Annotated in this window: 15 protein-coding genes; 11 read left to right on the top strand and 4 right to left on the bottom strand. The window is 67.7% G+C overall.

The window, feature by feature from the left end; translation table 11 throughout:
- The first annotated feature begins 314 nt into the window (after nucleotides 1-314).
- Nucleotides 315-2,237 (top strand): asparagine synthase (glutamine-hydrolyzing), encoded by a 1,923-nt coding sequence (gene asnB / locus C1Y63_RS07660; RefSeq protein ID WP_106015874.1) that lies wholly within the window; start codon nucleotides 315-317, stop codon nucleotides 2,235-2,237.
- Nucleotides 2,238-2,371: 134 nt separating this feature from the next.
- Here asnB and C1Y63_RS07655 read toward each other — a convergent pair whose 3' ends face one another.
- Complete coding sequence (locus tag C1Y63_RS07655) at nucleotides 2,372-2,716, bottom strand: iron-sulfur cluster assembly accessory protein (RefSeq protein WP_106015873.1); 345 nt, start codon at nucleotides 2,714-2,716, stop codon at nucleotides 2,372-2,374.
- A gap of 234 nt (nucleotides 2,717-2,950) precedes the next feature.
- Between C1Y63_RS07655 and C1Y63_RS07650 the strand changes: the two genes are divergently transcribed.
- The 4 genes from C1Y63_RS07650 (at nucleotide 2,951) to C1Y63_RS07640 (ending at nucleotide 6,176) form a co-directional block, all read left to right on the top strand.
- A complete protein-coding gene (locus C1Y63_RS07650) occupies nucleotides 2,951-3,598 on the top strand; it encodes a DUF3043 domain-containing protein (protein WP_106015872.1) in 648 nt (215 codons plus the stop codon).
- 7 nt (nucleotides 3,599-3,605) lie between these two features.
- A complete protein-coding gene (locus tag C1Y63_RS13070) occupies nucleotides 3,606-4,148 on the top strand; it encodes a bifunctional adenosylcobinamide kinase/adenosylcobinamide-phosphate guanylyltransferase (RefSeq protein WP_233195643.1) in 543 nt (180 codons plus the stop codon).
- 105 nt (nucleotides 4,149-4,253) lie between these two features.
- On the top strand, nucleotides 4,254-5,312 hold the full coding sequence (gene cobT / locus C1Y63_RS13065; RefSeq protein ID WP_233195642.1) for a nicotinate-nucleotide--dimethylbenzimidazole phosphoribosyltransferase: 1,059 nt from the start codon (nucleotides 4,254-4,256) through the stop codon (nucleotides 5,310-5,312).
- A 9-nt stretch (nucleotides 5,313-5,321) separates the two neighbouring features.
- Nucleotides 5,322-6,176: an adenosylcobinamide-GDP ribazoletransferase gene (locus tag C1Y63_RS07640; protein ID WP_106015871.1), complete on the top strand. Its 855-nt coding sequence runs from the start codon at nucleotides 5,322-5,324 to the stop codon at nucleotides 6,174-6,176.
- A gap of 45 nt (nucleotides 6,177-6,221) precedes the next feature.
- Here C1Y63_RS07640 and C1Y63_RS07635 read toward each other — a convergent pair whose 3' ends face one another.
- A complete protein-coding gene (locus C1Y63_RS07635; RefSeq protein WP_106015922.1) occupies nucleotides 6,222-7,328 on the bottom strand; it encodes a branched-chain amino acid aminotransferase in 1,107 nt (368 codons plus the stop codon).
- 192 nt (nucleotides 7,329-7,520) lie between these two features.
- Between C1Y63_RS07635 and C1Y63_RS07630 the strand changes: the two genes are divergently transcribed.
- Entirely contained in the window at nucleotides 7,521-9,035 is a 1,515-nt protein-coding gene (locus C1Y63_RS07630) for a leucyl aminopeptidase (protein ID WP_106015870.1), read from the top strand.
- A 274-nt stretch (nucleotides 9,036-9,309) separates the two neighbouring features.
- Here C1Y63_RS07630 and C1Y63_RS07625 read toward each other — a convergent pair whose 3' ends face one another.
- Entirely contained in the window at nucleotides 9,310-9,714 is a 405-nt protein-coding gene (locus tag C1Y63_RS07625) for an oxidoreductase (protein WP_106015869.1), read from the bottom strand.
- A 211-nt stretch (nucleotides 9,715-9,925) separates the two neighbouring features.
- Between C1Y63_RS07625 and sucB the strand changes: the two genes are divergently transcribed.
- From sucB to C1Y63_RS07605, 4 genes are all read left to right on the top strand, one after another.
- Nucleotides 9,926-11,893 carry a 2-oxoglutarate dehydrogenase, E2 component, dihydrolipoamide succinyltransferase gene (sucB, locus tag C1Y63_RS07620; RefSeq protein WP_106015868.1) on the top strand — a complete coding sequence of 656 codons (1,968 nt, stop codon included), beginning with the start codon at nucleotides 9,926-9,928 and terminating at the stop codon, nucleotides 11,891-11,893.
- A gap of 113 nt (nucleotides 11,894-12,006) precedes the next feature.
- On the top strand, nucleotides 12,007-12,732 hold the full coding sequence (gene lipB, locus C1Y63_RS07615) for a lipoyl(octanoyl) transferase LipB (RefSeq protein ID WP_106015867.1): 726 nt from the start codon (nucleotides 12,007-12,009) through the stop codon (nucleotides 12,730-12,732).
- 35 nt (nucleotides 12,733-12,767) lie between these two features.
- Nucleotides 12,768-13,820 (top strand): lipoyl synthase, encoded by a 1,053-nt coding sequence (lipA, locus tag C1Y63_RS07610; protein ID WP_106015866.1) that lies wholly within the window; start codon nucleotides 12,768-12,770, stop codon nucleotides 13,818-13,820.
- 50 nt (nucleotides 13,821-13,870) lie between these two features.
- A complete protein-coding gene (locus C1Y63_RS07605; RefSeq protein WP_106015865.1) occupies nucleotides 13,871-14,635 on the top strand; it encodes a DUF4191 domain-containing protein in 765 nt (254 codons plus the stop codon).
- Between the two features lie 46 nt (nucleotides 14,636-14,681).
- On the opposite strand, the gene C1Y63_RS07600 is transcribed toward C1Y63_RS07605, so the two are convergent.
- Nucleotides 14,682-15,158 (bottom strand): RDD family protein, encoded by a 477-nt coding sequence (locus C1Y63_RS07600; protein ID WP_106015864.1) that lies wholly within the window; start codon nucleotides 15,156-15,158, stop codon nucleotides 14,682-14,684.
- A 139-nt stretch (nucleotides 15,159-15,297) separates the two neighbouring features.
- Between C1Y63_RS07600 and glnA the strand changes: the two genes are divergently transcribed.
- Nucleotides 15,298-16,734: a type I glutamate--ammonia ligase gene (glnA, locus tag C1Y63_RS07595; RefSeq protein ID WP_106015863.1), complete on the top strand. Its 1,437-nt coding sequence runs from the start codon at nucleotides 15,298-15,300 to the stop codon at nucleotides 16,732-16,734.
- Nucleotides 16,735-17,001: the final 267 nt, after the last annotated feature.

Below are 17,001 nucleotides of genomic sequence, written 5' to 3'. Positions count from 1 at the left end.
CACCCCTCCCCTACCGCCCGAAGTCCCCGCGCCCGACGGCACCGCGTCGCGAGCGAGGCCTCTATATCTATGGCCCTAACGCGCCCACTGGATGGCACCCACACGCCCGGTATCGCTGAAGGCGAACGCCACATGCACTCCCCGGAGGCTGTTTTCCCTGGTCGAGTGCGTCAACCCGGCGTTGCCGGTCTCGGATTTAGGCGCGCACCAGCGTAGAGTGGATGCAATCATGCCTCCGCTCCACCCTCGCAGGGGTGGGTCGTGGGGCATCCCCTTGTCAACGCACCGTAACTTGTAAGGACAGCTTTACGCCCATGTGTGGCCTCCTCGGAATTCTCACCGCGAACAACAACGCCGCCGACTTCACTGCCGCCATCGAAACGGCGCTGCCGTGCATGCGGCACCGCGGCCCCGACGAGGCCGGCACCTGGCACGACGACACGGTCGCCTTCGGCTTTAACCGCCTGTCGATCATCGACATCGCCCACTCCCACCAGCCGCTGCAGTGGGGCCCGGAGGACGAGCCGAATCGCTACGCGATGACCTTTAACGGCGAGATCTACAACTATGTGGAGCTGCGCAAGGAGCTGCAGGATCTCGGCTACTCCTTTAACACCTCCGGCGACGGCGAGCCCATCGTGGTGGGCTTCCACCATTGGGGTGCGGACGTCGTCAAGCACCTGCGCGGCATGTTCGGCATTGCGATTTGGGATTCCAAGGAGCGCACGCTGTTCCTCGCGCGCGATCCTTTCGGCATCAAGCCGCTGTATTACGCCACCACCCCTGCGGGCACGGTGTTCGCCTCGGAGAAGAAGTGCATCCTGGCGATGGCCGATGCGCTTGAGCTGCCGCTGGATCTGGATTTCCGCGCGATCGAGCATTACGTGGATTTGCAGTACACCCCGGAGCCGGAGAGCCTCCACCAGGCAATCCGCCGCCTGGAATCGGGCACCTACGCCTTCGTCACCCCCGGTGGCGAGCTGGAGCAGCACCGCTACTTCTCCCCGAAATTCGCCACCACCCCGGTGGTCAAGGGCAAGGAGCAGGACCTCTTCGACCGTATTGCCCGCGCCATGGAGGATTCCGTGGCCAAGCACATGCGCGCCGATGTGACGGTCGGTTCCTTCCTGTCCGGCGGCATTGACTCCACGGCGATCGCGACGCTGGCGAAGCGCCACAACCCGAACCTGTTGACCTTCACCACCGGCTTTGAGCGGGAGGGCTACTCGGAGATCGACGTCGCCGCCGAGTCGGCCGCGGCGATCGGGGCAGAGCACATCGTCAAGGTCGTCTCCCCGGAGGAGTACGCCGACGCGGTGCCGAAGATCATGTGGTACCTCGACGACCCGGTGGCGGACCCCTCCCTCGTGCCGTTGTACTTCGTGGCGGCCGAGGCCCGGAAGCACGTCAAGGTGGTGCTCTCCGGCGAGGGTGCCGACGAGCTGTTTGGCGGCTACACCATCTACAAGGAGCCGCTGTCGCTCGCTCCCTTCGAGAAGGTGCCCTCCCCGCTGCTCAAGGGCCTCAACCGGCTGAGCCGGGTGCTGCCGGACGGGATGAAGGGCAAGTCCCTGCTGGAGCGCGGCACCACCCCCATGGAGGAGCGCTACTACGGCAACGCCCGCTCCTTTAGCTGGGAGCAGCTCAAGCGGGTGCTTCCCGAAGCGCGCCGCGAGTGGGACCACACGGACGTCACCTTCCCCATCTACGCCGAGTCCAAGCACATGGACCCGGTGGCTCGCATGCAGCACCTTGACCTGTTCACCTGGATGCGTGGTGACATCCTCGTCAAGGCGGACAAGATCACCATGGCGAACTCCCTGGAGCTGCGGGTGCCGTTCCTCGATCGGGAGGTCTTCGCCGTCGCGGAGACCATCCCCTACGACCTGAAGATCTCCCACGGCACGACGAAGTACGCGCTGCGCAAGGCGATGGAGCAGATCGTGCCGCCGCACGTGCTGCACCGCAAGAAGTTGGGCTTCCCGGTGCCGATGCGCCACTGGCTGGCCGGCGATGAGCTCTACGGCTGGGCGCAGGATCAGATCACCGCCTCCGGCACGGAGCACATCTTCGACAAGCAGGCTGTGCTCGCGATGCTGGCAGAGCACCGCGAGGGCATCTCCGATCACTCCCGCCGCCTGTGGACGGTGCTGTCGTTCATGATCTGGCACGGCATCTTCGTCGAGGATCGGATCCACCCGCAAATCGAGGACAAGGACTATCCCGTCACCCTCTAGGCATAACGAGCCTTCCCCCTCCTTCCCCCACGCCGCCCGGGACCAACAGCGGCACCTCCCCGTGTCCGCCAGGAGCGCTGGATATGCGAAAGCCGCCGCCGAAGATTCGGCGGCGGCTTTATTCGTCTGCGGGCTTAGTTGAAGGAGTCGCCGCAGGCGCAGGACCCGGAGGCGTTCGGGTTGTCGATGGTGAAGCCCTGGCTTTCGATGGTGTCCGCGAAGTCGATGCGGGCGCCGGTGAGGTACGGGGCGCTCATCTTGTCGACGACGAGTCGCACGCCACCAACGACGTCGACCTTGTCGCCGTCGAGGTCACGGTCGTCGAAGTACAGCTGGTAGCGCAGGCCCGCGCAGCCGCCCGGCTGCACGGCGATACGCAGGGACAGGTCGTCGCGGCCCTCCTGGTCGAGCAGAGCCTTGGCCTTGGCAGCCGCAGCGTCGGTCAGGATGACGCCAGTGCTGGTCTCGGGAGCAGTCATGGGTGTGCAGTCTCCTTGAATGATGCGAAAGAGGTGAAGTCGGAAGAAGTAACCGACGTGCGGGCCGGCCGCGTGCGGCGGCGGATATCACACCACGGTACTACGACTTCAACCACACCGCACCGGTGCCCTATTCCCACCCGCGCACCCCACGGTCGCTGTCTGGGTGCCGCGCGCCGCCGTTGGCCCACCCTACGTGTCACGTCAGCCGCGAATGCTTGTAGCCTAAAGGGCGTGAAAAACAGCGAGACTGAATCGAAGCCTGCCACGCAGAAGAAGGGCTACACCCCGCCGAAGGGGCGCCCCACCCCGAAGCGCAATGACGTCGAGCGCGCCCACGGCACCCGCCGCGGGCCAGCCAAGCCCCCGGAGACCCGCGTCGAGGCCCGGAAGCGCCGCAAAGAGCTCAAAGCTTCCCTGTCGAAGGAGGAGTACAAGGCGCTGAAGAACAAGGAGCGCGCGGAACGCCAGGCGCACCAGCGGATGGTGCAGGAAGCGATCGACCGGGGCGACCAGCGCTACCTGCTCGACCGCGACAAGGGCGAGGTGCGTGCCTTCGTGCGCGACTGGGTGGATTCCCGCCGCTTCCTCAACAACTTCATGATGCCGCTGGCGCTGGTGCTGCTGGTGCTCATGCTGGTGTTCCAGTCGCAGCCGCAGCTGGCCGCGCCGGTGAGCTTCGGCGTCATGGTGGTGCTGCTCGTGTTCTTCATCGAGGGGATCACCATCGGCCGGCGGGCCAACAAGGCCGCCCGCGCGAAGTTCCCCTCCACCACGGAGACCGGTTTCAGCCTGGGGTTCTACGCCTACTCGCGCGCCAACCAGCCGCGCCGCTGGCGCAGCCCGAAGCCGCGCGTTGCCCTCGGCTCCCACACGAAGTAGCGCGTCCATGAGTGGCCAGCCGCGCACCCTCATCCTCGGTGGGGCGCGTTCGGGGAAATCGGCGCACGCCGAGGCGCTCCTGCACGGCGCAGACGCAGTGACCTATGTGGCCACCGCCCGCCCCTGGCCGGGCGATGAAGATTTCGCGCACCGCATCAACGAGCACCAGCGACGCCGCCCCGCATCCTGGGTCACCGTGGATGATGTCGACGCGGTCGATGCCCTGCGGGATCCCGCCGTGCGGCGCACGGCGGTGCTTGTCGACGATGTGGGCACCTGGCTCACCCACGCCCTCGACGAGGCGGGCGCCTGGGAGTTGCCCCGGGGCACCCTGCGCCCCCGCATGGAGGCCCTGGTCGACGCGGTGGCCGCGTGGCCGGGCACCCAGCCGCTCGTGCTGGTCACCCCGGAGGTGGGACTGTCCGTCATCCCGGAGCACCGCTCCGCACGGCTGTTTCGTGACGAGCTGGGCTGGCTCAACGCCGCCCTCGCCGCCCACTGCGAGCAGGTGCGCCTCATCGTCGCGGGCCTCACCCTCGACCTGAAATAGGACCTCGCTGTTGTCGCACCCATGACTTTCCGGCCCGCTCCCCTCGCGGGCACCTTTCCTTCTTCGTCGATCTTGTGTCCCCTCTTTTGTGCTTTGGAGTGTTCCATGCCGCAAGCAAACCTGTTTCCCCTTGTTGCCGCCCCCGACGAGGCGGCGGAGGCCGCCGCCCGTGAGCGCCAGTTGCAGCTGACGAAGCCGGCCGGTTCCCTCGGCCGCCTCGAGGAGCTCGGCGTGTGGGTCGCCGCCTGCCAGGGGCAGTGCCCGCCCGCCCCCATCACCCGCCCCCGCATCGTCGTCTTCGCCGGCGACCACGGCGTTGCCGCCTCCGGGGTGTCCGCCTTCCCGACGGAAGTGTCCATCCAGATGGCGGCGAACATTGCCGCCGGCGGGGCCGCCATCAACGTCCTCGGGCGCGCGGCGGGCGCCTCGGTGCGGGTGGCGGACATTTCCCTCGACCACGACACGGATGCCCCGGAGCACCTGCAGCGCTCCTGCGGCAACATCAAAGTCGAGGACGCCATGACCGAAGAACAAACCCTGGCCGCGATCCGGATGGGCATGCAGATCGCCGACGAGGAGGTCGACTCCGGCGCGGACCTGCTCATCGCCGGCGATTTGGGGATCGGCAACACCACGCCCGCCGCCGCCCTCATCGGGGCGCTGACGAACGAAGAACCCGTCGTCGTGGTGGGCCGCGGCACCGGCATCGACGACGAGGGCTGGAAGCGGAAAGTGGCCGCCGTACGCGACGCCATGTTCCGGGTGCGGACCCACACCCACGACCCGGTGGCGGTGCTGCGGATGATCGCCTCCCCCGATCTGGCCGCCATGGCGGGGTTCCTCGCGCAGGCGGCGGTGCGCCGCACCCCGGTGATCCTTGACGGGGTGGTGGTGACCTCCGCGGCGTTGGTGGCCAATAAGCTCGCCCCGGGGGCGCGCCGCTGGTGGGTGGCCGGCCACCGTGGTGCGGAGCCCGCCCACGTCAAGGCGTTGGCGAAGCTGAAGCTGGAGCCCATCGTGGAGTTCGATATGCGCCTCGGGGAGGGTTCCGGCGCGGCGACCGCCCTGCCGCTGGTCAAGGCCGCCACCGACATCCTCATCGACATGGCGACCTTCGCCTCCGCGGGTGTGTCCGACAAGGACGCCCCCGAGTCGGAAGGCTAACGCCCACCCATGTCCGGCAAAGCAGGCCCCGGCGGCACGGGCCCCCACGGCCACCCCCTCGTCGAGGGCATCTCTACCGCCCTGTCCTGGCTGAGCATCCTGCCGGTCCGCGGCGCGGAGGTCTTCGACACCATCACCGGCCGCCGGGCGATGCTCGCGATGCCGGTGGTGGGGGTGGTCCTCGGCATCGTCGGCGCCGCGGTCGTCACCGCCGGCTGGGTGCTGGGCACCCCGGCGCTGCTGCTCGGAGTGCTGGTGGTGGTGAGCTGGGAGCTCGGCACCCGCATGATGCACATCGACGGCCTCGCCGACGTCGGCGACGCCCTCGGCTCCTATGCGCCCCCGGCGAAAGCCCAGGAGATCCTCGCCGACAAGTACACCGGGGCGCTGGGCATGGGGGCGGTGCTGCTCACACTCATGGCCACCGTGTCCGCCACCGGGCTGCTCAGCGCCGCCGGCCCCCGGGCCATGGTGCTGGTCGCCCTGGTGCCCTGGCTCGCCCGCATCGGGGCGCTGCGGGGGTGCGTGACGGACTTCCACCCCATCCACGCGGGCGGGTTCGGGGGGCTGACCATCGGTACTGTCCCCCGCGCAGGTTTCCTCGCCTGGGCCGCACTGGGGGTGGTGGGCAGCAGTGCCGCCGCTGCCTGGGCGACACTCCCCCTCACCCCGGCGGGTCTTCCGGTCCTGCTGGGCGTCTACGCGCTGCTGCCCATCGGTGGGTGGCTGCTGACCACGGGCCTGCTGCGACACTGTGCGCGCCGCTTCGCCGGTCTCAACGGCGACTGCCTGGGCGCGGCCATTGAGGTCGGCACCGCCGCCCACGCGGTGCTGCTGGTGCTCGCCACCTACGCGCTGGCATAAAAAAAACTCGACCAGTCCCGGATGCACGGGGCTGGTCGAGTGGTGTTAGGCGGGGATGAGGGTGGTCATCCAGCCGTGGGTATCCGGCACGGTGCCGCGCTGGATTCCGGTGAGCTGCTCCCGCAGCTGCATCGTGATCCGCCCGGTTGCGCCGCCGCCGACGGTGAAGTCGCCGTGGGCGCTCTTCACGGTGCCGACGGGGGTGATGACGGCGGCGGTGCCGCAGGCGAAGGTTTCGCTCATCGCCCCGGAGGTGGCGGCTTCTTCCCACTCGCGGGTGGTGACGATGCGCTCCTCGGTGGCGTAGCCCAGGTCGCTGGCGACCTGCAGCAGGGAGCGGCGGGTCACGCCGGGCAGCAGGGAGCCGGACAGTGCCGGGGTGACGACGGTGGCGTCCGCGCCCTCACCGAAGACGAAGAACAGGTTCATGCCACCCATCTCCTCGACGTTGGTGTGGTGGATAGCGTCCAACCACACCACCTGGTCGCAGCCCTTCTCCGCGGCCTGCGCCTGAGCCAGCAGGCTGGCGGCGTAGTTGCCGGCGAACTTCGCCGCGCCGGTGCCGCCCGGGCAGGCGCGCACATAGTCTTCGCTCAGCCACACGCTCACCGGGTTGATGCCCCCGGAGAAGTACGCGCCCGCCGGGGAGGCGATGACGGCGTAGGTGTAGGTGTTCGCCGGCCGGACCCCCAGGGAGGGCTCGGTGGAAATCATGAAGGGGCGCAGGTAGAGGGACTCCTCGCCGCCGGCGGCGGGCACCCAGTCCTGGTCGACTTCCACGAGGGCGCGCAGCGACTCGACGAACAGCTCCACCGGCAGCTCCGGCATCGCCAGGCGGCGGGCCGAATCGTTGAGGCGGGCCGCGTTCGCCTCCGGGCGGAACGTCTTAATCGACCCGTCGGCCTGCCGGTAGGCCTTAAGCCCCTCGAAGATCGCCTGCCCGTAGTGCAGCACACTCGTCGCCGGGTCGAGCTCCAGGTTGTGGTACGGCTCGATGCGGGCGTTGTGCCAGCCCTCGTCCACCGTGTAATCGATGAGGGCCATGTGGTCGGTGAAGACGCGGCCGAAGCCCGGGTTGGCGAGAATCTCGGCCAGCGTATCCGGGGCGGTCGGAGTCGCGGTGCGCGTGACGCGGAAAGTGAGGTTCGACATGCTGATAAACATACACCCCGCCCAGCCTGCCAATCCCCGCTACCCCTGGCGGGGTGTCGGTAGAGTAAGACCCCGACAGGCACGCACCACCCCCGCGCGCCTGGCTCCACGCCACGGCCCCAAAAAAAATCACCGGCCGGTGGAGCACGACATTGTTCTCCCTTGTGTGTTTGTAAAGGAAGTGCGACCGACGTGTCCGACGCTTTGACCCTCCCCGCCCGCGGCCACGTGCCGGAGATGACTCTCGCGGCCAGCCTGCCGGAGGACTGCGAGGCCCTCCTCATTCCCGTCCTCAGCGACGGCGACGGCCTGGAACTGCCCTCCGTCGGCCTGGGTGACCAGGTGGACCGTGACCTGCTCACCGCGCTCGGCGCCGTAAAGGCCACCGGCCAGGCAGGCGAAGTCACCCGGGTGCCGGCGCCGGAAGGCCTGCCGGTGGAGATGGTCATCGCCGTCGGGCTTGGCGAGGATGACTCCGTCGATGCAGAGGCGCTGCGCCGCGCCGCCGGCTCCGCGTGCCGCGGGCTCAAAGGCATCGCCCGCATCGCCACCACCCTCGGGGTGTTCGGCGTGGCTGACGCCGTGCTGGGCTGTGCGCTCGGCGCCTACACCTACCGGGGCCGCAAGACCGCCGCGGTGGAGGACTCCGCCCAGCCGGTCGGCCACATCACCTTCCTCAGCCAGGACGTCGCCAAGGATGAGTCTGCCTTCGCCGACGCCGTCACCCTCGTCGACGCGGTGGTGCTCGCCCGCGACCTGGTGAACACCTCCTCGGATGCGCTGTACCCCGCCAGCTACGCGGCGGTGGCCCGCGAGGCCGGCGAGGCCGCAGGCCTCGACGTCGAGGTCCTCGACTTCGACGAGCTGCAGGCTGCCGGTTTCGGCGGCATCGTCGGCGTCGGCCAGGGTTCCGTCCGCAAGCCCCGCCTGGTGCGGCTGAGCTACACCCCCGCCAATGCCACTGCGGAGACCAAGTCCGTGGCACTCGTCGGCAAGGGCATCACCTTCGACACCGGCGGCATTTCCATCAAGCCGGGCGCGCAGATGGACCACATGATCTCCGACATGGGTGGCTCGGCGGCCGTCATCGCCTCCGTCATTGCTGCCGCCCGCCTGGGTCTCGGCGTCAAGGTCACCGCCACAGTGCCGATGGCGGAGAACATGCCCGGCGGCGGCGCCTACCGCCCCGGCGACATCCTCACCCAGTACGGCGGCACGACCGTCGAAATCCTCAACACCGACGCCGAGGGCCGCCTGGTGCTCGCCGACGCGATCGCGCGCGCCTGCGAGGATCACCCCGACTACCTCATTGAGACCGCCACCCTGACCGGCGCGCAGCTCGTCGCCCTCGGTGACCGCACCACCGGCGTCATGGGCAGCGAAGACTTCCGCGACCGGGTGGCCGCCCTGGGCCGCTCCATCGGCGAGCAGGCGTGGGCCATGCCGCTGCCGGAGGAAATCACCGAGCGCCTCAAGTCCCCCGTCGCGGACCTGCGCAACATCACCACCGACCGCCTGGGCGGCATGCTCGCCGCCGGCGCCTTCCTCGGGCACTTCGTCGCCGACGGGGTCGAGTGGGTGCACCTGGACGTCGCAGGCCCCGCCTTCAACACCCACGGCGCCTACGGCTACGTCCCCGCCCGCGGCACCGGCAACCCGGTCCGCACCATTGTCGCCACCCTCGCCGACATCGCCGAGCAAGGCTAAACCGCACCCCCTTCACACCCCGGCCCCGCGCGCCTCTGCCCCACGGCAGGATGCGCGGGGCCGGGGTGTGTGCGTGCACCCGCCCAGATTCACAGCCACCACCTATGAGGGTGATGCGTCACAGGCGGGGTGTGCCCCGCGAGGACACCACACGCCCGCTGCCCCCGGATTGGGGTAGCTTCCCCGGTGGAAAACAGCCACGACAGTTCCGCACCCCGGGGGTAGGGCGCACGACCCCGGGAGACCAGCAGCAACGCCACCCCGCGCCTGTGTTTTACGCGTCGCCCTCTTCGGCTGCGCGGCGGGCCTCCCACTCCGCGCGGCGGGCCGCCTGCTCGGCACGTTTGCGCAGGATTCGCTCCCGCTCAATCCGATCCCGCATGCGCTGCGGGTAGCCGGTCTCCTCCACGTCGAACAGCTCAATACCCAGCTCACGGCGCAGCACATCAATCCCCTTCGGCCCACCAATGGGGCGGCGAATGAACTCACCGTCGGCATCCACGAGCACGACAGAAAGCTCATTGACCAGCGTCTCGGGCTCGACGTAGCCCTCGACGAGCACCCTCTGCGCCGCCCACTGGCGCAGCGCTGCCAAGTCCGCGTCCCGGATCGTCTCGCCCGGGGCGCGTGGGGGTCGGGGGCCTTGTTTCCGGCGTCCTTTGCCAAAGATGTTGAACACAATCCACCATCCTAGGCACTCCCCGCGGACTACCCCCTACCCCCACGGATGGGGTAACGCGACATCTGGGGTGAAGACCTAGTAGTCTTTGTGAGTATTGCGACCGAGCCTGCGCGCGCCCCACGCCTAGTCACCCGAGGACGTGAAAGAAAGGGCCGCGCGGCTGGGACCTTGAGAAACAATCAACAATCCATCTAGGAGTTTGAACCACATGGCGTTCTCAGTTGAGATGCCCGAATTGGGCGAATCCGTCACCGAAGGCACGATTACCCGCTGGCTGAAGCAGGTCGGCGACACCGTCGCTGCCGATGAGCCGCTGCTCGAGGTCTCCACCGACAAGGTCGACACCGAGATTCCCTCCCCCGCAGCCGGCGTGCTGCTCAAGGTGCTCGCCAACGAGGACGACACCGTTGAGGTGGGTGCCATCATCGCGGAGATCGGTGACGAGGGCGACGCTGCCGCCGCTCCTGCAGAAGAGCCGAAGGCTGAAGCACCGGCTCCCGCGGAGGAAGCCCCGGCCGCAGCCGCCTCCGGTGCCGCCACCGACGTGGAGATGCCCGAACTGGGCGAGTCCGTCACCGAGGGCACCATTACCCGCTGGCTCAAGCAGGTCGGCGACACCGTCGCCGTCGACGAGCCGCTCCTCGAGGTCTCCACCGACAAGGTCGACACCGAGGTCCCCTCCCCCGTCGCGGGTGTCATCGTCGAAATCCTCGCCAACGAAGACGACACCGTCGACGTCGGCTCCGTCATCGTCCGCATCGGCGACGAAAACGCTGCACCTGCCGCCGCACCGAAGACTGAAGAGCCCAAGGCTGAGGCCCCGGCCGTGGAAGAGTCCGCACCGGTCGCCCCCGCACCGGGTGGCGCCGCCACCGACGTGGAGATGCCTGAATTGGGCGAGTCCGTCACCGAGGGCACTATTACCCGCTGGCTCAAGCAGGTCGGCGACACCGTCGCCGTCGACGAGCCGCTCCTCGAGGTCTCCACCGACAAGGTCGACACCGAGGTCCCCTCCCCCGTCGCGGGCGTCATCGTCGAAATCCTCGCCAACGAAGACGACACCGTCGACGTCGGCTCCGTCATCGTCCGCATCGGCGACGAAAACGCCGCACCTGCCGCCGCGCCGCAGACTGAAGAGCCCAAGGCTGAGGCCCCGAAGCAGGAAGCTCCGAAGGCTGAAGAACCCAAGCAGGAGGCTCCCACGACCGAGGCTCCGAAGGCTGAGGCTCCGGCGAAGACCGTCAACACTGGCGACAACCTGCCGTACGTGACCCCGCTGGTGCGCAAGCTCGCCGACAAGCACGGCGTTGACCTCACCACCATCACCGGCACCGGTGTCGGCGGCCGCATCCGCAAGCAGGACGTCCTCGCCGCTGCCGAGGGTGGCCAGCCCGCCGCAGCGCCCAAGACCGGCTCCGCGATCTCCACCAAGCGTGTCGACCCGGAGAAGGCGAAGCTGCGCGGCACTACCCAGCGCGTCAACCGCATCCGCGAAATCACCGCGAAGAAGACCCTGGAGTCCCTGCACACCGCCGCACAGCTCACCCAGCTGCACGAGGTCGACATGACCAAGGTGGCGGAGATCCGCAAGGCCAACAAGAAGGCCTTCGCCGACAAGTACGGCGTCAACCTCACCTACCTGCCCTTCTTCGCGAAGGCCATCGTGGAGGCCCTGGTCAGCCACCCGAACGTGAACGCGTCCTACAACGCCGACACCAAGGAAATGACCTACCACGCGCAGGTCAACCTCGGCATTGCTGTGGACACCCCGGCGGGCCTGCTGTCCCCGGTCATCCACAACGCCCAGGACATGACCCTGCCGGAGCTGGCGCAGGCCATCGTCGACATCGCCGACCGGGCCCGCAACAACAAGCTCAAGCCCTCCGATCTCACGGGCGGCACCTTCACCATCACCAACATTGGTTCCGAAGGTGCCCTGTCTGACACCCCGATCCTGGTGCCGCCGCAGGCCGCCATGATCGGCACCGGTGCCATCGTCAAGCGCCCCGTCGTCATCACCGAAGACGGCGTCGACGCCATCGCGGTCCGCCAGATGGTGTACCTGCCGATGACCTACGATCACCAGGTCGTCGATGGTGCGGACGCGGGTCGCTTCATGACCACCGTCCGTGACCGCCTGGAGACCGCCGACTTCGACTACGATCTCGGCCTCTAGCCACCACGTACCCCACGCGAAGCCTCGCGCCGCCGGAAGTTTTCTCTCGGCAGCGGCGGGGCTTTGTTGTACCTGTCGGGAAGTTTTCCGCCCCCTGGAGTGTTGACCCAACTATGACCGCCCCTCGTGCGCCTTTTATGGATCCCGATGAACCCATCCGTGACACCTCCCGCCCGCTGGAGGTCCGCCAGCTTGGCGAGGTGGACTACACCTCCGCCTGGCAGCTGCAGGCAGACCTCGCCGCCCAGGTAGCCCGCGGTGAGGCCCCCGACACGCTGCTGGTGCTCACCCACCCCTCCTGCTACACGGCAGGCAAACGCACCCAAGACTCCGACCGGCCCCGCAACGGGCTGCCCGTCATCGATGTGGACCGCGGCGGGCGGATCACGTGGCACGGGCCCGGCCAGCTGGTGGTGTACCCCATCGTCCGGCTCGTCACCCCCATCGATGTCGTCGACTATGTGCGTCGCGTCGAAGAAGCCCTCATTCAGGTCGTCATCGACCAGGGCCTGCCGCAGGCGGGACGGATTGCAGGGCGCTCCGGGGTGTGGCTGCCGGAACCCGACCGCAAGATCGCGGCCCTCGGTATCCGCGTCACCCAGGGGGTGACGATGCACGGGCTGTCGCTCAACTGCAATAACTCCCTCGACGCCTACGCCCACATCGTGCCCTGCGGCATCGACGACGCCGGGGTGACGACACTGAGCGCAGAGCTTGGCCGCGAGGTCACCCCCGATGACGTCGCGCCCGCGGTGTGCCGCGCCCTGGACGATGCCCTGGCGGGCCGCCTGCAGGTCGCCAACCACCACCTGGGGAGCGCCCCGGACCCCTGCCGTTGAACCGCACACGCACAAACAGTTAGGGTAATTGCCTTATGACTATTGCACCGCCGAACGGCCGCAAGATGCTCCGCATCGAGGCCAAGAACTCCCAGACCCCCATTGAGGTCAAGCCGCGCTGGATTCGCACCACCGCGAAAACCGGCCCGGAGTTCACCGACATGAAGAAACGCGTGGCGGGCGCCTCCCTGCACACCGTGTGCCAGGAGGCCGGCTGCCCCAACGTGCACGAGTGCTGGGAATCCCGGGAAGCCACCTTCCTCATCGGTGGGTCCCAGTGCTCCCGGCGCTGCGACTTCTGCCAAATCGACTCTGGTAAGCCGGAGCCGCTGGACAGGGACGAGCCGCGCCGCGTAGCTGAATCGGTGCGCGAGATGGGGCTGAACTACGCCACCATCACCGGGGTGACCCGCGACGACCTGGAGGACGAAGGCGCGTGGCTCTACGCCGAGGTCGTCCGTCAGATCCACGCCCTCAACCCGCACACGGGCGTGGAGAACCTCGTGCCGGACTTCTCCGGCAAGCCCGACCTGCTCAGGGAAGTCTTCGAGGCCCGCCCCGAAGTGTTCGCCCACAACATTGAGACGGTGCCGCGTATCTTCAAGCGGATCCGCCCGGCGTTCCGCTACGACCGCTCCCTCGACGTCATCCGCCAGGCCCGCGACTTTGGGCTCGTGACGAAGTCGAACCTCATCCTCGGCATGGGTGAAACCCGGGAGGAGATCACCCAGGCTCTCACCGACCTTCGGTCGGCGGGCTGCGACATCATCACCATCACCCAGTACCTGCGCCCCGGCCCGAAGTACCACCCCATCGAGCGGTGGGTGAAGCCGGAGGAGTTCGTCGAGCACTCGGAGACGGCCAAGGAGCTCGGCTTCACGGGTGTCATGTCGGGCCCGCTGGTGCGCTCCTCCTACCGGGCGGGCCGGCTGTACGCGCAGACGATCGCCGCCCGCGGCGAGGAACTGCCCGAAAACCTCCGCCACCTGGCGGAAACCACCGAGGGCTCCACCGCGCAGGAAGCATCCTCCCTCCTCGCCCGCTACGGTGCCTCCGAGGACACCCCGGTGTACTCCCGCCAGGGCTAAACCCGGGGCGCTGATGGAGCCTGGCGGGGCCGTGCCCTATTGTTTATGGCATGGCAGACGCAAAGACGAAGGCCCGTGCGGCCGAGAAGGAAGCAAAGGCAGCGAAGCGCGCGCAGCGTAAGCAGACCCGCCAACAGCTGTGGCAGGCATTCCAGCTGCAGCGCAAGCAGGACAAGGCACTGATTCCCATCATGCTGGCCTGCCTGCTGGGCGTGGCGCTGGTGTTCTTCCTCCTCGGCCTGCTGTGGGGCGGCCAGTGGTTCATGCTCATCCTGGGCCTGATGTTCGGCGCCCTGCTGGCGTTCTGGATGTTCACCCGCCGCCTCGAGGCCTCCATGTACGACAAGGTCTCCGACCAGCCCGGTGCCGGCGGCTGGGCGCTGGAAAACATGCGCAACGGTGTCGGCATGGTGTGGCACACCAAGACCGCCGTCGCCGCCAACCGGGAGATGGACGTGGTGCACCGCGTCGTCGGTAACCCCGGCATCATCCTCGTCGGTGAGGGCAACGCCCAGCGCCTCAAGCCGCTGATGAACCAGCAGAAGAAGCGCCTGCAGCGCGTCGCCGGCCAGCACCCCATCTACGAAATCCTCGTCGGCGACGGCGAGGGCCGGGTGCCGGTGAAGAAGCTGCAGCGCGAAGTGATGAAGCTGCCCCGCAACCTCAGCAAGGATGAGGTGGGCACCCTGGCGGCCCGCGTCGATTCCATTGACACCGCAGGCCCCGGCCTGCCGAAGGGCCCCATGCCCGCAGGCGCGAAAGCCATGAGCGGCATGAACCGCCGCGCCCGCCGCGCACAACAGCGCGGCAAGTAGAGAAAAACATTGGCCGCACCCGCTTTTTCGCGGGTGCGGCCCTTTTTTAGCCCCGAATGACGGCGGTTTGGGTGGCGCGGTCGTGCAGGCCCCGGCCGTCGGAGTCCACGAGAACCGGCGGCAAAATCAGCACCGTGAGCAGCGCCCGGGCCACGGCCCGCACAACACCAACGCGGGCATCAGCGGAGTCGATGCGAGCCACCCCCATGCCCATCACTGCCTGCCCCGGGGTGCGGGCGAACAGCGTCACGGAGACCACGCTGACAAGGAAGAATGCGATGAGCACCACGGTGGAGAAATCCCCCAGCGCCGTCGTGACCCGGGTGACAACGTAGGCGAGCATCATCGCAAACACCCAGTCGAGCCACACCCCACCGACTCGGCGCAGCACACTCGCCAGGGAGCCGGTGCCGGACTGCGGCAAGCCGAGGAACTCCCCCGGCCAGCGGGAAACACCAGTATCATTCGCACCGACCATGGCGGGGGTATCCAGCCAGGACTGTTTCTTCTGCGGATCAGCCATGCTGTTAACCATAGCGAAGCCACAGTGGGGGCGGTCGGTGGGGGTGAGAAATATGGTCGAGTTATAGAAATTGGTCTAGACTTGTACCCCAGCGCCAGGTTGCGGCGCCCCACTTTCCCCACTTGCCCAAGGAGCCACTGTGGCATTTGAGACCACCGAAGATGTCGTAGCATTCATCAAGAACGAGGGTGTTGAGTTCCTCGACATCCGCTTCACCGACGTTCCGGGCGCAGAGCAGCGCATCACCATCCCGGCGTCGACGTTCACGGAAGAAACCGCCGAGGAAGGCTTCGCCTTCGACGGGTCCTCGATCCGCGGCTTCACCTCCATCGACGAGTCCGACATGAACCTCCTGCCGGACGTGTCGACCGCAGTGGTGGATCCGTTCCGCAAGGTCAAGACGCTGAACATGAAGTTCTTCGTGCACGACCCCTTCACCCGCGAGCCCTTCTCCCGCGACCCCCGCAACGTCGCCCGCAAGGCCGAGGAGTACCTGGCCTCCACCGGCATCGCTGACACTTGCTTCTTCGGCGCCGAGGCCGAGTTCTACCTCTTCGACAAGGTTTCCTACGCCACCGACACCAACGTCGGCTTCTACGAGATCGACTCGGATGCTGCCTGGTGGAACCGTGGCGCGGACGAGAACCTCGATGGCTCCGTCAACCGTGGCTACAAGACCCGCCTCAAGGGCGGCTACGGGCAGACCGCACCCCACGACATGTTCGAGGACCTGCGCGACGAGATGACGATGCTGCTGTCCCAGGCCGGCTTCGAAATCGAGCGCGCCCACCCGGAGGTCGGCACCGGCACCCAGCAGGAAATCAACTACCGCTTCAACACCCTGCTGGCGGCAGCTGACGACCTGCAGACCTTCAAGTACATCATCAAAAACGCCGCATTCCGGGCCGGCAAGACCGCCACCTTCATGCCGAAGCCCCTGGCTGGCGACAACGGCTCCGGCATGCACGCCCACCAGTCGCTGTGGAAGGACGGCACCCCGCTGTTCCACGACGAGGCCGGCTACGCAGGCCTGTCCGACATGGCCCGCTACTACATTGGCGGCATCCTCCACCACGCGGGCGCTGTGCTGGCGTTCACCAACCCGACCCTGAACTCCTACCACCGCCTGGTGCCCGGCTTCGAGGCCCCCATCAACCTCGTGTACTCGCAGCGCAACCGCTCCGCCGCGGTGCGCATCCCGATCACCGGTTCCAACCCGAAGGCCAAGCGCATCGAATTCCGTGCCCCGGACCCGTCCGGCAACCCCTACCTGGGTTTCGCCGCCATGATGATGGCGGGCCTCGACGGCATCAAGAACCGCATCGAGCCGCACGCCCCGGTCGACAAGGACCTCTACGAGCTGCCCCCGGAGGAGGCTGCCTCCATCCCGCAGGCCCCCACCTCCCTCGAGGCATCCCTCAAGGCCCTGGAGGAGGACCACGACTTCCTCACCGAAGGCGACGTGTTCACCGATGACCTCATCGACACCTACATCCGCCTGAAGAACGACGACGAAATCGCGCCTGTGCGCCTGCGGCCCACCCCGCAGGAGTTCGAGATGTACTTCGACTGCTAAGCCGCCACGAGAAAAGCCCCACCCACCCCGGTGGGGCGTTTTTCGTGCCTGTGGACCAAGGTTCGCACCCCCTGCCACCAGCGCACACGGTGTGGGCGGGGCGAGTTATCCACAGGCTTGCGCGCACCCCCTAGATTTCCGGATTGCTGTGCTCTTAGGGTGTGCGGCATGGATTGGATCAGCCTCACTAAGGCCATGCCCAGCATGACCTCCGAACAGCGGCGCGCAGCCATGGAACAAGCGCAGCCGCAGCTTCGCGCTGCCCAA

Source organism: Corynebacterium sp. 13CS0277, from assembly GCF_002994655.1.
GTDB lineage: Bacteria > Actinomycetota > Actinomycetes > Mycobacteriales > Mycobacteriaceae > Corynebacterium.
The sequence above is the reverse complement of the archived record's forward strand: the minus strand, read 5'-3'. Positions and strand labels throughout refer to the sequence as shown.